The organism is Streptomyces sp. NPDC127106, assembly GCF_042677605.1.
Lineage (GTDB): Bacteria > Actinomycetota > Actinomycetes > Streptomycetales > Streptomycetaceae > Streptomyces.
Window position 1 is genome coordinate 14,328 of sequence record NZ_JBHXTC010000035.1, and the last position, 12,394, is coordinate 26,721.

General features: G+C 72.6%; 15 protein-coding genes. 6 read left to right on the plus strand and 9 right to left on the minus strand.

The features are described from left to right. The first annotated feature begins 41 nt into the window (after positions 1-41). The 3 genes from trpS to ACFVGY_RS25470 all read left to right on the plus strand — a co-directional run bounded on the left by trpS (position 42) and on the right by ACFVGY_RS25470 (position 2,874). Positions 42-1,055 (plus strand): tryptophan--tRNA ligase, encoded by a 1,014-nt coding sequence (trpS, locus tag ACFVGY_RS25460; RefSeq protein ID WP_385681084.1) that lies wholly within the window; start codon positions 42-44, stop codon positions 1,053-1,055. Between the two features lie 129 nt (positions 1,056-1,184). Continuing rightward, the gene (locus tag ACFVGY_RS25465; protein WP_385681086.1) at positions 1,185-1,784 is read left to right on the plus strand and encodes a 2'-5' RNA ligase family protein; all 600 of its coding nucleotides are present in this window, start codon (positions 1,185-1,187) and stop codon (positions 1,782-1,784) included. Positions 1,785-1,953: 169 nt separating this feature from the next. Then, entirely contained in the window at positions 1,954-2,874 is a 921-nt protein-coding gene (locus tag ACFVGY_RS25470) for a YihY/virulence factor BrkB family protein (RefSeq protein WP_385681088.1), read from the plus strand. 15 nt (positions 2,875-2,889) lie between these two features. Here the strand turns inward: ACFVGY_RS25470 and ACFVGY_RS25475 are convergent, their stop codons facing one another. Then, the gene (locus ACFVGY_RS25475; protein WP_385681090.1) at positions 2,890-4,146 is read right to left on the minus strand and encodes a D-alanyl-D-alanine carboxypeptidase family protein; all 1,257 of its coding nucleotides are present in this window, start codon (positions 4,144-4,146) and stop codon (positions 2,890-2,892) included. A 121-nt stretch (positions 4,147-4,267) separates the two neighbouring features. Here ACFVGY_RS25475 and ACFVGY_RS25480 point away from each other — a divergent pair, with 121 nt between their 5' ends. Continuing rightward, a complete protein-coding gene (locus tag ACFVGY_RS25480; RefSeq protein ID WP_385681092.1) occupies positions 4,268-4,528 on the plus strand; it encodes an SCO4848 family membrane protein in 261 nt (86 codons plus the stop codon). After that, positions 4,525-5,931, plus strand: coding sequence for a metallophosphoesterase (locus ACFVGY_RS25485; RefSeq protein WP_385681094.1), 1,407 nt, complete (start codon positions 4,525-4,527; stop codon positions 5,929-5,931). Before ACFVGY_RS25480 ends, ACFVGY_RS25485 begins: the two co-directional genes overlap by 4 nt. A 23-nt stretch (positions 5,932-5,954) precedes the next feature. Here the strand turns inward: ACFVGY_RS25485 and ACFVGY_RS25490 are convergent, their stop codons facing one another. Continuing rightward, complete coding sequence (locus ACFVGY_RS25490) at positions 5,955-6,599, minus strand: TetR/AcrR family transcriptional regulator (protein WP_385681096.1); 645 nt, start codon at positions 6,597-6,599, stop codon at positions 5,955-5,957. A 103-nt stretch (positions 6,600-6,702) separates the two neighbouring features. On the opposite strand from ACFVGY_RS25490, the gene ACFVGY_RS25495 reads away from it, so the two are divergent. After that, a complete protein-coding gene (locus tag ACFVGY_RS25495; protein WP_385681188.1) occupies positions 6,703-7,692 on the plus strand; it encodes an NAD(P)-dependent alcohol dehydrogenase in 990 nt (329 codons plus the stop codon). A gap of 45 nt (positions 7,693-7,737) precedes the next feature. Here ACFVGY_RS25495 and ACFVGY_RS25500 read toward each other — a convergent pair whose 3' ends face one another. The 7 genes from ACFVGY_RS25500 to ACFVGY_RS25530 form a co-directional block, all read right to left on the minus strand. After that, positions 7,738-8,514, minus strand: coding sequence for a TetR family transcriptional regulator (locus ACFVGY_RS25500; protein WP_385681098.1), 777 nt, complete (start codon positions 8,512-8,514; stop codon positions 7,738-7,740). Between the two features lie 11 nt (positions 8,515-8,525). Next, positions 8,526-8,969: a thiol-disulfide oxidoreductase DCC family protein gene (locus ACFVGY_RS25505; RefSeq protein WP_385681100.1), complete on the minus strand. Its 444-nt coding sequence runs from the start codon at positions 8,967-8,969 to the stop codon at positions 8,526-8,528. A 3-nt stretch (positions 8,970-8,972) separates the two neighbouring features. Further along, positions 8,973-9,380 carry a hypothetical protein gene (locus tag ACFVGY_RS25510; RefSeq protein ID WP_385681102.1) on the minus strand — a complete coding sequence of 136 codons (408 nt, stop codon included), beginning with the start codon at positions 9,378-9,380 and terminating at the stop codon, positions 8,973-8,975. A 95-nt stretch (positions 9,381-9,475) separates the two neighbouring features. Next, complete coding sequence (locus ACFVGY_RS25515; protein WP_385681103.1) at positions 9,476-9,787, minus strand: hypothetical protein; 312 nt, start codon at positions 9,785-9,787, stop codon at positions 9,476-9,478. 212 nt (positions 9,788-9,999) lie between these two features. After that, the gene (locus ACFVGY_RS25520) at positions 10,000-10,842 is read right to left on the minus strand and encodes an alpha/beta fold hydrolase (protein WP_385681105.1); all 843 of its coding nucleotides are present in this window, start codon (positions 10,840-10,842) and stop codon (positions 10,000-10,002) included. A gap of 203 nt (positions 10,843-11,045) precedes the next feature. Then, positions 11,046-11,627: a hypothetical protein gene (locus tag ACFVGY_RS25525; protein ID WP_385681107.1), complete on the minus strand. Its 582-nt coding sequence runs from the start codon at positions 11,625-11,627 to the stop codon at positions 11,046-11,048. A 48-nt stretch (positions 11,628-11,675) separates the two neighbouring features. Further along, positions 11,676-12,296 carry a Uma2 family endonuclease gene (locus tag ACFVGY_RS25530; protein WP_385681109.1) on the minus strand — a complete coding sequence of 207 codons (621 nt, stop codon included), beginning with the start codon at positions 12,294-12,296 and terminating at the stop codon, positions 11,676-11,678. Positions 12,297-12,394 lie beyond the last annotated feature (98 nt).

Genomic DNA, 12,394 nt, shown 5'->3' on the forward strand with positions numbered 1-12,394 from the left:
AAACGGCCCGCGCCGGCCCGCACACCTGAGAGAATGAAGCCATGGCTTCTGATCGTCCCCGCGCGCTCTCCGGCATCCAGCCCACCTCCGGTTCGTTCCACCTCGGGAACTACCTCGGAGCGATCCGCCAGTACGTCGCCCTCCAGGAGACGCACGACGCGTTCTACATGGTCGTCGACCTGCACGCGATCACCATGCCGCAGGACCCGAAGGACCTCCGCGCGAACACCCGGCTCTCCGCCGCGCAGCTGCTCGCGGCCGGCCTCGACCCGGAGCGCTGCACCCTCTTCGTCCAGAGCCACGTCCCCGAGCACGCGCAGCTCGCCTGGGTCATGAACTGCATCACCGGCTTCGGCGAGGCCAGCCGGATGACCCAGTTCAAGGACAAGTCCGCCAAGGGCGGTGTGAACGCCGCCAGCGTCGGCCTGTTCACGTACCCGATCCTCCAGGTCGCCGACATCCTGCTCTACCAGGCGAACGCCGTCCCCGTCGGCGAGGACCAGCGCCAGCACATCGAGCTGACCCGCGACCTGGCCGAGCGCTTCAACCAGCGCTTCGGACAGACGTTCACCCTCCCCGCCGCGCACATCGTCAAGGAGGTCGCGAAGATCTACGACCTCCAGGACCCGGCGATCAAGATGTCGAAGTCCGCGTCGTCCCCCAAGGGCCTGATCAACCTCCTCGACGAGCCCAAGGCCACCGAGAAGAAGGTCAAGAGCGCGGTCACCGACACCGAGACCGAGATCCGCTTCGACACGGAGAAGAAGCCCGGCGTCAGCAACCTGCTCACGATCTACTCCACCCTCACGGGGGAGACCGTCCCGGCCCTGGAGGCCCGGTACGAGGGCAAGGGCTACGGTGCGCTGAAGACCGACCTCGCCGCCGTGATGGTCGACTTCGTCACACCGTTCAAGCAGCGGACCCAGGAATTCCTGGACGACCCCGAGACGTTGGACGCGATCCTGGCCAAGGGCGCGGAGAAGGCCCGCGCGGTCGCCGCCGAGACCCTGGCGCAGGCGTACGACCGCCTCGGCTTCCTGCCCGCGAAGCACTGATCCGGCCCCGCCGCAGGACCGGCGGGGCAGCGGCGGAAGAAGGCCCCTGGCATTCCGGGGGCCCTCGGCCGCACACTGGGTCGGCACGGCACGCACACATCCGGCACACAGACGACCAAGGAGAGATACGTGGGGACCGTAACGCTCGGCGTTTCGATCGCGGTCCCGGAGCCGCACGGCACCCAGCTCCAGCAGCTGCGCGCCGGCTTCGGGGACGCCGCCGCGCACGGCATCCCCACGCACGTCACGCTCGTCCCGCCCACCGAGGTGGACACGGACCGGCTGCCGGAGGTCAGGGCCCACCTCGCCGAGGTCGCGGCCGCGTTCGGACCCTTCGCGATGCGGCTGGAGGGCACCGGCACGTTCCGCCCGCTCTCCCCGGTCGTCTTCGTGAAGGTCGCCGAGGGCGGCGCGGGCTGCAACCGGCTCCAGGGCCTGGTCCGCGACCCCGCCGGGCCGCTCGACCGGGAGCTGGCCTTCCCGTACCACCCGCACGTCACCGTCGCCCACGGGATCTCCGAGGAGGCGATGGACCTGGCCTTCGCCGAGCTCGCCGACTACGCGGCCGGGTGGACGTGCACCGGCTTCGCGCTCTACGAGCAGGGCTCGGACGGGGTGTGGCGCAAGCTGCGCGAATACCCTTTCGGCAGCGGCGCGGCGGGCACCGTCCCGGCGCAGGCCGGCGCCCCGGCCGATGAGGCCGCGGACACCTCCGTACAGCAGCCCTGACGCGGTTCCTGCCGCAGCGGCCGCAGGACCCGGCGGGCCCGGAATGCGATCGAGCGCAGGACCAGCTGGTGGAACGGGCGAAGACCGTGGCGAAAAGTCACAATCGACGACCGTAGTCCCCGAAAGCGGCAATCCCGGCTATTTCCGTCGGCTCCTTTACGGTGAGCCCATGGATTGGCTGAAGAACCTCCCGGTGGTCGGACCGGCGGCCACCCGCCTGATGCAGACCCGCGCCTGGCGCTCGTACGAGCGCCTGGACCGCACCCACTGGTCCCGGCTCGCCGCCGCGATCACCTTCATCAGCTTCATCGCGCTCTTCCCGCTCCTCGCCGTGGCCGCCGCCGTCGGCGCCGCCCTGCTCAGCCAGGAGCAGCTGGACCAGCTCCAGAAGACCCTCGCCGAACAGGTCCCCGGCATCTCCGACCAGCTCAACATCGGTGGCCTCGTCGACAACGCGGCCACCATCGGCCTCGTCGCCGGCGCCCTGCTGCTCCTCACCGGCATCGGCTGGGTCGGGAGCATGCGGGAGTGCCTGCGCGCCGTCTGGGAGAAGGACGAGAAGGACGAGGAGAACGTCTTCGTCCGCAAGGGCAAGGACACCCTCGTCCTGTTCGGCCTCGGCGCCGTCGGGCTGGCCTCGGCCGCCGCGTCGATCGTCGGCGGCAGCGCCGTCGGCCGGTTCGGCGACTGGCTGGGCATCCCCCAGCAGGGCGCGGGCGGCGTCGTCCTGCGCACCGCGGCTTTCCTGGTCGGCGTCGTCGCAGCCTTCCTGATGCTGCTGTACCTGCTGACCCTGCTGCCCGGGGTGGAGCCGCCGCGCCGCAGCCTCGTCCAGGCGGCACTCCTCGGCGCGGTCGGCTTCGAACTACTGAAACTGCTGATCAGCGGCTATATGCGGAGCGTCGCCACGAAGAGCATGTACGGGGCCTTCGGGGTGCCGATCGCCCTGCTGCTCTGGATCAACCTCACGGCGAAGCTGCTGCTGTTCTGCGCGGCCTGGACGGCGACCCGCCCCCGCCCCGCGGCTGGCGACGGGAGCGGCGGTGGGGGCGGGGGCGGGAACGGCGGCGCGGACGAGGCCGGAAAGTGACCCTGCCGGACCGGCTCAGGTCGTGTCGGTGTCGGTCCGCTCCTCGCGGCGGCTGCGCGCCCCCAGCGGCCAGCGGCGGTTGACGGCGTACGCCCCGGCCGCGGCGAGGGCCAGCGTCCCGGCCGCGACCCCGAGCGCGGTGCCGAGCCCGCCGCCGGATCCGTCGCCGTCCGCCGACGGGGCCCGGTCGTGCGACTGTGCGGGGGAGCCGTGCGGGGAGGTGTCGGCGCCCTTGGGCGGCACCAGTTCCCCGACCGGCTTGACCTTCCCGGCCGCCGCGAAGCCCCAGTCGAGGAGCCCGGCGGTCTCCTCGTAGACGGAATTGGCCCCGCCCTCCGTGTTCATCACCGTGACCAGCAGCTTCTTGTCGCCGCGCTGGGCGAGGCCGGTGAAGGTGGCCCCGGCCATCGTGGTGTTGCCGTTCTTCACGCCCGCGATGCCCTTGTACGGGGCGAGGCCGCCGGCGCCGGTCATCAGCCGGTTGGTGTTCTGGATCTCGTAGAACTCGCGCGGCTTGCCGGCCTCCTGCTCGCCGGGGAACTTGGCGGTGGCCGTGCCGCAGTACTCGCGGAAGTCCTGCTTCTGCAGGCCGGAGCGGGCGATCAGGGTGAGGTCGTACGCGCTCGACATCTGCCCGGGGGCGTCGTACCCGTCGGGGGAGACGACCTGGGTGTCGAGGGCCTGGAGCTCCTCGGCGTGCGCCTGCATGTCCCGTACGGTCTTCTCGATGCCGCCGTTCATGGCGGAGAGCACGTGCACGGCGTCGTTGCCCGACCGCAGGAACACCCCGAGCCACAGGTCGTGCACGGAGTACTCCAGCTCCTCCTTGACCCCGACCAGGCTGGAGCCGGACCCGACGCCGGACAGCTCCTGCTCGGTGACCTTGTGGATCTGGTTCTTGGGGAGCCGGGGCAGCAGCGTGTCGGCGAAGAGCATCTTCATCGTCGAGGCCGGGGGCAGCCGCCAGTGCGCGTTGTTCGCCGCCAGCACCTCCCCGGTCTCGGCGTCGGCCACGATCCACGACCGCCCCGTGAGGTTCGCCGGCAGGGCGGGGGCCCCGGGCAGCGGATTGACCTGCACGCCCGGCTTGCCGAGCAGGGACCCGCCGACGGTGGACATCGACGCGGGCGGCGCGGGCGCGCCCGGCGCGTCCTGCGGCTGCCCCTTCCCGTCGGCCGGGGGAGCGGGCGCGGCGTGCGCGGGCGCCGCGAGGAGGGCGGGGGCCAGCAGCGCGGCGGAAAGGACCGCCAGGGCGGTCTTCTTGGCAGACACGCAGGTGAACGTACATGCACATCGGCTCGCCACCGCCGGGGACCGGCCAAGTCTGCCCCACCACCGCCGGGACAGCCCACCCCGGCGCGTCCGTCCTGGGGACCGAACCGATACTGGGGGCATGAAACTCAGCCGTTCCGCTTCCTGGTTCCTGCTCGCCTTCGGCGTGTGGAGCTGGTTCATCTGGGTGTCTTTCGTCCGGAACCTGTGGAAGAACGGCAGCGGCCTGGCGTTCGACGCGGCGGGCGAGCCGACCTCGTATTTCTGGGTCCACTTTCTCCTGGCGGTGACGTCCTTTCTCCTGGGGACGGCCGTTGGTGTGATCGGGCTGCGCGGAGTGCTGGCACTGCGCCGTGCGGCGCGCCGGGGGCCGGAGCAGTGACCGTCGTCCTCTTCGCCGCCGTCGCCCTGCTCGTCCTGGCCCTGCTGGGGTTGGTCCACCGCTGGCTGTGGGTCCGCCTGGTCCGCGACACCACCCGCCCCGGGGGCCCCGCCCGCCGGGTGGGCACCGCCCTCGCCGTCGCGCTGCCGTTGCTGTCGCTGGCCGCCCTGACCGCGGGACGCGCCGGGGCGCCCTTCGCGCTCGAACAGGCCGTGGCCTGGCCGGGCTACCTGTGGCTGGCCGTCCTGCTGTACCTGAGCATGGCCATGCTGGTGGCGGAGCCGGTACGGGCCCTCCTGCTGCGCCGCCGCCCGGCGCGCGAGCCGGAGCCGCAGCCGCGGCCGGAGCCCGAACCGGTGCGTGCACCGCAGCGGCAGGCCTCCGCCCCCGTCGGAGCCGCGGCGCAGGCCGCGTCCGGGTCGGCGCCGGAGCCGGAGGCGGCGAATCCGGAGGAGCAGCAGGCTCCGCAGAAGCCGGCGGAGCCGGAGAGGTCGGAGAACCGGGAGAACCCGGAGGACCGGGAGAACCGGGAGAACCCGGAGAACCCGGAGAGGTCGCAGGAGCCGGAAGCCGCCGGGATCGGCCGGCGGCTGTTCGTCGCCCGCGCCGTCGCCGGCGTCGCGGTCGCGGCCGCCGCCGGGACCGTCGGCCACGGGACCTACGGGGTCATGCGCGGGCCGCGCGTGAAGCGGGTGCAGGTCCCGCTCGCCAAACTGCCCCGCGCGGCCCACGGCTTCCGGATCGCCGTCGTCAGCGACGTCCACCTCGGCCCCGTCCTGGGCCGGGCGCACGCCGCCCGCATCGTCGAGACCGTCAACCGCACCCAGCCCGACCTCATCGCCATCGTCGGCGACCTGGTCGACGGCGACGTCGCCGACCTCGGCCCCGCCGCCGAGCCGCTGGCCGGGCTCAGGGCGCGGCACGGCGCGTACTTCGTCACCGGGAACCACGAGTACTTCTCCGGGGCGCAGCAGTGGATCGACCACGTTCGCGAACTCGGCCTGACCCCGCTGGAGAACGCCCGCCGCGCGCTGCCGCACTTCGACCTCGCCGGCGTCAACGACGTCCAGGGCGAGCGGGAGGGCAGCGGGCCGGACTTCCGGGCGGCCCTCGGGGACCGCGACCGGTCCCGCGCCGCGGTGCTCCTCGCCCACCAGCCGGTGGTCATCCACGACGCCGTCCGCCACGGCGTCGACCTCCAACTGTCCGGCCACACGCACGGTGGCCAGATGTGGCCCGGGGAGTACCTCGCCGACCTGGCCAATCCGACCGTCGCCGGCCTGGAACGCTACGGGGACACCCAGCTCTACGTCTCCCGCGGCGCGGGCGCCTGGGGCCCGCCGGTCCGGGTCGGGGCGCCGTCCGACATCACCGTCGTCGAGCTCGCCTCGTACCAGGCCTGAACCGGACGGCGCCGGCGGCCCGTTCAGCCCGCCAGGCGCCGTTCGAGGCCGTCGAGGATGAGGTCCAGCCCGAAGTCGAACTCGGCCCCGTGGTCGTACCCGGGCCGCATGACGTGCTCCCGGGTGAACTCGACCAGGTGCGGGTACTCCTCGGCCGGGAACTGCGCGAGGAACTCCAGGGCGGCCCCGCCCACCTCCTGCGGCTCGAACGGCAGGGCGGCCTCCGTCAGGGCGAACCCGTAGACGTAGCTGTCCAGCAGCGAGAACGCGTGCGCGGCGAGCGCGAACGGGAAGCCGCCGCCCCGCAGGACGGCGATCACGGCGTCGTGGTGCCGGAGGGTGGCGGGGCCGGGGTGGGCGCGCGAGTCCATCACCGCGGTCGCCCACGGGTGGCGGCGCAGGACGGCGCGCGCGGAGTGGGCGCGGTGGCGGAGCGCGGTCCGCCAGTCGGTGCCGGCCGGGGGCAGGTCGATCTCGGCGAAGACGGCGTCGACGATGCCGTCGACGATCGCCTCCTTGTTGGGCACGTGGTGGTACAGGGACATCGGTTTGACGCCGAGCTCCTGTGCCAGGGACCTGATCGTCAGCGCGGTGATGCCCCCTGCGTCCGCGACGCGTACCGCCGCGGCGAGCACCCGTTCGCGGCTGAGCGGAGCCTGCTGGGCCATATCGCTTCCGTCGGTCACATCGTGGTTCTGCTGCTGCCTGCAGGGTACCGTACTAAGTAAGTCGTACTTAGTACGGATGAGAGGGCGGGCGGGCATGGAGCTGATGAAGGCGGTCGTCCAGGAGGGGTACGGGCCTCCCGAGGTCCTGCGGCTGGCGGAGGTCCCGCGGCCCCGCGCCGGTAAGGGCGAGGTGCTGATCCGGGTCGCGGCGGCGGGCGTCGACCGGGGCACCTGGCACCTCATGGCGGGCCGGCCCTATGTGGTGCGGCTGGCCCTCGGGCTGCGCCGGCCGCGGAACCCCCGGGTCGGGCAGGACGTGGCGGGCACGGTCGCGGCGGTGGGGCCCGGCGTGACCGGCTTCGCCGTGGGCGACGCGGTGTACGGGGTCGCGCCCGGCTCCTTCGCCGAGTACGCGGTCGCCCGCGCCGACCGGATCGTGCACAAGCCGGCCCGGCTCGGCTTCGAAGAGGCCGGCGTGGTGGCGGTCTCCGGGCTCACGGCGCTCCAGGGCCTGCGGGACGTGGGCCGGGTGCGCCCGGGGCAGCACGTGCTGGTGCTCGGCGCGTCGGGCGGCGTGGGGACGTTCGCCGTGCAGGTGGCCAAGGCCCTGGGGGCCGAGGTGACGGGGGTGTGCAGCACGGCCAAGACGGAGCTGGTCCGGTCGGCCGGCGCGGACCACGTGATCGACTACACCCGCGCCGATTTCGCGGCCGGCGGCCGCCGCTACGACGTGATCCTCGACATCGGCGGCAGCAGCAGCCTGTCCCGGCTGCGCCGGGCCCTCGTACCGCGCGGGACCCTCGTCATCGCGGGCGGCGAGGACGCGGGGGACTGGATCGGGCTGGGCCGGCAGTTCCACGCGGTCGTCCTGTCGCCCTTCGTGCGGCAGCGGCTGACGATGTTCGTCGCCAAGACCCGGCGGGCCGACCTGGAAGCGCTGAACGAGCTCGTCGCAGCGGGCCGGCTGACCCCGGTCGTGGGCGCCGCCTACGCGCTGGCCGACGTCCCGGAGGCGGTCCGCCTGCTGGCAGCGGGTCAGGCCCGCGGCAAGACCGCCATCACGGTCCGGCCCGCGGAACCGGGGCGCCCCTGAGCCGGACCGCCGGCTCCCCGGGGCGCGGGGGGATCGGGCCCGTCCTCAGTCCTGACCGCCGGCCCGGTGCGCCTCGGCTTCGGCTTCCGGGCCGGGGTCCGGGTAGGGGGCGGCGGAGGCGCGCTTCTTTTTTGACACGGCCGTCTGCGCCATGCCCGGCAGGAAGTCCGCGAACAGCTCGTGCAGTTCCCGTACCAGCGGGCGCAGGACCCGGAAGCGGGCCAGGACGATGCCGCGGGTCGTGAGCTGCGCGCCGCGCTCGGCGAGCCGCCGGGTCTTGACGCTGTCGGGGGACCGGTCGAAGACCCAGTACAGGACGAGTCCCATGTGCGAGAGCCACATCAGCTCGGGCAGCACGTCGGCCAGTTCGTCCGGCACCTTGGTCTTCGCGCCGGCGAGGACCTCGCGGTGCATGTCGATCGCGGCCTTGCGGGCCGGCTCGGACTCGGGGGAGAAGGGGCTGAGCGGGCTCTCGGGGTCCGCGGCGTTCTTGAAGAACTGCGAGGCGAACTCGTGGTAGGGCGCCGCGATGTCCAGCCAGGTCGTCAGTACGCCCGCGAGCCGCTTCTGCAGGTCGGTCTCGTTGTCGAGGATGGGCCGGATCGCCGCCTGGTGGGCCGCGCCGATCCGGTCGTAGAACCCCTGGACGAGGTGTTCCTTCGACTCGAAGTAGTAGTAGGCGTTGCCGACCGAGACTCCGGCCTCCTTGGCGATGGCCCGCATGGTCGTCTTGTCGAAGCCGCGCTCCTGGAAGAGGCGGAGCGCGGTTTCGAGGATGAGCGTGCGGGTCTGCTCGCTCTTGGGAGCCTTCTGATCAGTCACGGTGTCCGAGCCTATCGGGGTGCGGGGCAGTGCTCGTCACAGGCAGGTCCTTCCGCGTCCGGCCCGGGCTCCGCGCCGGGCCCGGTCCGCACTGCCTGCCGCCAGGCGGAGGCGGTGTACATGGCGGCCCGGGCGAAGGGCCGGCCGGCCGGGGTGGCGAGCCAGTTCGCCTTCGGCCGGTGCTCGGCCAGCGCCCACAGGCAGACGATGAAGGCGTCGGTGCCGGTCCACACCTGGCCCGAGTCCCCGATCACGGTGATCTCGCGCAAGGTCGAGGCGTGGTCGAGCTCGGGGAACCGCCGCCGTGCCTCCTGGGACCCGGCCGGCACGAGCCGGAGCGGGACCAGCCACCGCTGCCCGAGCAGCCAGTGCCGGATGTGGACGCACAGCGGGCAGTCCGCGTCGTACAGGACGGTCAGGTGCCCGGTGGCGGCGGTGTGCGCGGCCGGTGCCATCGGTCAGGCCCTGGCGGTCGGCACGGTCCAGCCCTGCGGGGCGACCGGCGGCGTCTGCTGACGCTCCATGATCCCGCGGCGGCGCATCTTGTTCAGCACCCACACGTTGCCGAGGTGCATGACGCCGAGGACCAGCAGGACGACGCCGAGCTTGACCGAGAGCGCCTCGAAGAGGGCCCGGGCGGTGTCGATCGTGTCGGCCGACCGCAGGTAGAGGGCGACGAAGCCGATGTTCACGAGGTAGAAGCCGACCACCAGGAGGTGGTTCACGGCGTCCGCGAGCTTCTCGTTCCCGTGCAGGACGTCGGCGATGAAGATCCGCCCGTTGCGGCTGAGCGTCCGGGCCACCCAGATGGTGAGGCCGATGCTGATGAGCAGGTAGATGACGTACGCGACGACGGTGAGGTCCAATGCCCTCGCCCCCCTTGAACGTGTTCAACTCGTTGGCAGGACTGACTCTAGACCTCTTTTTGAACAGGTTCAAGCCGCGTGTCGGGCCGGCCTCGCTACTCCGGCGCCTCGATCCACATCAGGCACCTGCCGTGGATGTCCCGCTTGACGCAGAGCCGCATCCGGGCCGCCCGGGGGCCGGCGGCGGCCTCGGCTTCCTCGCGGTCCACGAACTCCGTGATGATCCGCCGGTCCTCCACCCGGGAGATCCCGACCTGCCGGCTGAAGTCGACCCCCAGCTCGATCTCCTGCTCCAGGCTCGCGAGGGCGTACCTGCCCTGCGCGTCCGGGTACTTCCGGAAGAGGTCCGCGACGGCCTCGAAGAAGGCGAGGTCCTCGTCGCTGCGCACCCTGTCGTCCGTCGTCATGACTGGCTCCTGTTCGGGCGGGCGGTTGGATGGATCCGGCCGGCCCCGCGGGCCGCAGCCGCGACGCACGACCGTGAGGGCCGTGGTCGCGCGGGGGCCGGGAGGGGGCGCCGGCGGGGGCCTGTTCACCGCGGCCGACCGCTCCCCTCCGTCAAGCCTGGCACGCCGCCGGTACGGCTGCCATCCGGCCGTCCGGCCGTCCGGCCGCCGCCTCAGGGGCGGCCCAGGAACTCCAGCAGCAGGGCGGTCGTCTCCTGCGGGCGCTCCAGCGACGGCAGGTGGCCGGCCCAGGGCAGCTCCACGTGGCGGGCGCCCGGCACCAACTGCGGGACGGAGGCGGCGATGCCGCGGAAGTCGGGGTGGTCGTGCGCGCCGCCGAACGCCACCGTCGGAGCGGTGACGTCCGCGAGGTCGACGGGGTGCGCCGGGAGTTCGTGGTCCTCGGTCATGGTCTGCCCGACCTCGAAGCTGCGGCGCTGCATGGTCCGTACGAACTCCTTGGCCTCCTCGGAGGCGGACGGCCCGAGCCAGGTGTCGACCATCAGCTCGACCGCGGCCCCGGTGTCGCCGGCCGCCAGCAGCGCGTCCTCCCGCTCGTCGATCTCCCGCAGGGCCGGGCTCGGCGTGTGGCCGGGCAGGTCGGTGCAGAGGAGGGCCAGTCGGGTCACCCGTCCCGGGTGCCGGGCCGCGATTTGCAGGGCGACGCGGCCCCCGTACGAGGACCCGACCAGCGCCGCCCGCTCGATGCCCAGGTGGTCCAGCAGGGCCACCACGTCGTCCTCGTCGCGGTAGGGCGCGGTCGCGGGAGGGGTCTCGCCGCAGGTGCGGAAGTCCATCCGGACCACCCGGAAACCGGCCTCGGCCAGGGGCTCCCACTGAGCCCGCCACATCCGCCGGTCGCAGACGGAGGAGTGCAGCAGCACCACGGCCGGGCCGTCGGCCGGACCCGCCACGTCGTGGGCGGGGAGGGGGTCGGGTTCGGAAAGGAGCGCACCAGCAGCGGCACCGGCAGCTGCATCGGCTGCGGCCGCAGGCGAAGGGATCACGTTCGTCATGGGCGCATCCTGCCGGAGCCGGGCCGCCCGCCGCCTGCGGAAATCCCGCGCCGGCCGCTGTCGGTGCCCGCCCGTACGCTTCCGGGCAGGCGTGGGGTGACGGGCGGAGTCCGGCGCCTTCCAGCGGCTGACCACCGACCAGGTGCGTTTCGACCCGCTCGACGCCCCGCGGAACGAGCAGCAGCCGACGAAGGGTCAGACGGCTAGATGCTCATCGACCGGGCGTAGTTGACCTGGCCCATCACCCACTGGAAGGTGCTCGCGTCGATCGCCGGGATCATCGTGGCGTGGTGGCGGCCGCCGCTGGTGACCGTGACCTGGATGTAGCCGGTGGTGGTCTTCTCCTTCATGAGGAGGAACAGCAGGCCGAGCAGGCAGAAGATGAAGAAGATGATGGCGAGCACGATGGCGTGCGACGGGATCTTCGTCTCGGTCCGGGAGAAGTCCGTGGCGTTCCACATGGCGCCCTTGAGCGGCATCGTTCCGGACGGGGTGATGATCTGGTCGCCGGCGATGGTGATGTCACCGAGCGTCAGACCTCCGCCGCCGCCCATGGGCGGGACCGGGGCCGGGGCGTACGCGGCCTGCGCGACGGGCGGCATCACGGGCGGCTGAGCCGGAGGCGCCGGGGGCATGGCCGGCGGCTGGGCGGGGGCCGGTATGCCCGCGCCGCCGATGGTCGGTTGGTAGCCCGGGGCCGCCGGGTAGGGCTGCGGATAGCCGTAACTCGGGCCGCCGGGCTGCCCGTTGTCGCTCGCGTACGGATTCGGCTGCTGATCGCTCATGCCGCCGATCCTTACACAGAACCCGCCTGCCGAGACCGCCCCGAGCCGCTACTCCGCCTCGGCCTCCGGCTTGCGCCCCGCCGCCGTGAGGATCTCGGCGACGTCCAGGGTGACCTTGGCGCCGATCGACTCCGGCAGGGTCACGAGTTCCCCGGGGGCGTGGATGCGGTGGGTGGCGTACCCGTCCTGCGCCGGGTCGGTGAGGACGTGCAGGCGGCTGTGCTTGCGGTCGACGATCACGTAGACGGGGACCTTGGCATGGGCGTACGCGGTGACCTTGGCGCGCAGGTCGGTCTGGTAGTTGGAGGAGGTGACCTCCAGGACCAGGCGGAACACAACCGGGTCGTAGCAGTTGTTGTAGGCCTTGTGGTTCCTGTAATCGGCGTCGACCAAGGACAGGTCCGGGATGGCGTAGTCCGAGGGCCCGCCAGGGAGCCAGAGCCCCATGCCCTGGATCAGCTTCGCCTCGTCGCCGTGCAGCCCCGCCACGACGAAGGGCAGGATGAGGTCGGTCAGGACCTCCCCGTGAGGGCCGTCGGCTGGTGGGGACACGAGGATCTGTCCTTCGATGATCTCGACGCGGTAGCCGGGGTTTCGCTCCATGAGCCGGTTGGCCTCGTCGATCAGGGACCGGTTGCCAGGGGGCTGCTCAGCGGGTGCTGCGGACATCACGTGCCTCCCGTGGGCTGCTGTCGAGAGCATCATCGTAGGGCGGGAACCCGCCCCGGGGCCGGATACGGCGCGGTCACCCGAACGGCCGAGGGCCC

Excerpts from the sequence above, each read along its gene's own strand:
- ACFVGY_RS25505 (WP_385681100.1), bottom strand. The coding sequence starts at position 8,969 with ATGGCACCGGCCGCGCACACCGCCGCCACCGGGCACCTGACCGTCCTG.
- ACFVGY_RS25525 (WP_385681107.1), bottom strand. The coding sequence starts at position 11,627 with ATGAGCGATCAGCAGCCGAATCCGTACGCGAGCGACAACGGGCAGCCC.
- ACFVGY_RS25490 (WP_385681096.1), bottom strand. The coding sequence starts at position 6,599 with ATGGCCCAGCAGGCTCCGCTCAGCCGCGAACGGGTGCTCGCCGCGGCG.
- ACFVGY_RS25515 (WP_385681103.1), bottom strand. The coding sequence starts at position 9,787 with ATGACGACGGACGACAGGGTGCGCAGCGACGAGGACCTCGCCTTCTTC.
- ACFVGY_RS25495 (WP_385681188.1), top strand. The coding sequence starts at position 6,703 with ATGAAGGCGGTCGTCCAGGAGGGGTACGGGCCTCCCGAGGTCCTGCGG.
- ACFVGY_RS25470 (WP_385681088.1), top strand. The coding sequence starts at position 1,954 with ATGGATTGGCTGAAGAACCTCCCGGTGGTCGGACCGGCGGCCACCCGC.
- ACFVGY_RS25480 (WP_385681092.1), top strand. The coding sequence starts at position 4,268 with ATGAAACTCAGCCGTTCCGCTTCCTGGTTCCTGCTCGCCTTCGGCGTG.
- ACFVGY_RS25520 (WP_385681105.1), bottom strand. The coding sequence starts at position 10,842 with ATGACGAACGTGATCCCTTCGCCTGCGGCCGCAGCCGATGCAGCTGCC.
- ACFVGY_RS25530 (WP_385681109.1), bottom strand. The coding sequence starts at position 12,296 with ATGTCCGCAGCACCCGCTGAGCAGCCCCCTGGCAACCGGTCCCTGATC.
- trpS (WP_385681084.1), top strand. The coding sequence starts at position 42 with ATGGCTTCTGATCGTCCCCGCGCGCTCTCCGGCATCCAGCCCACCTCC.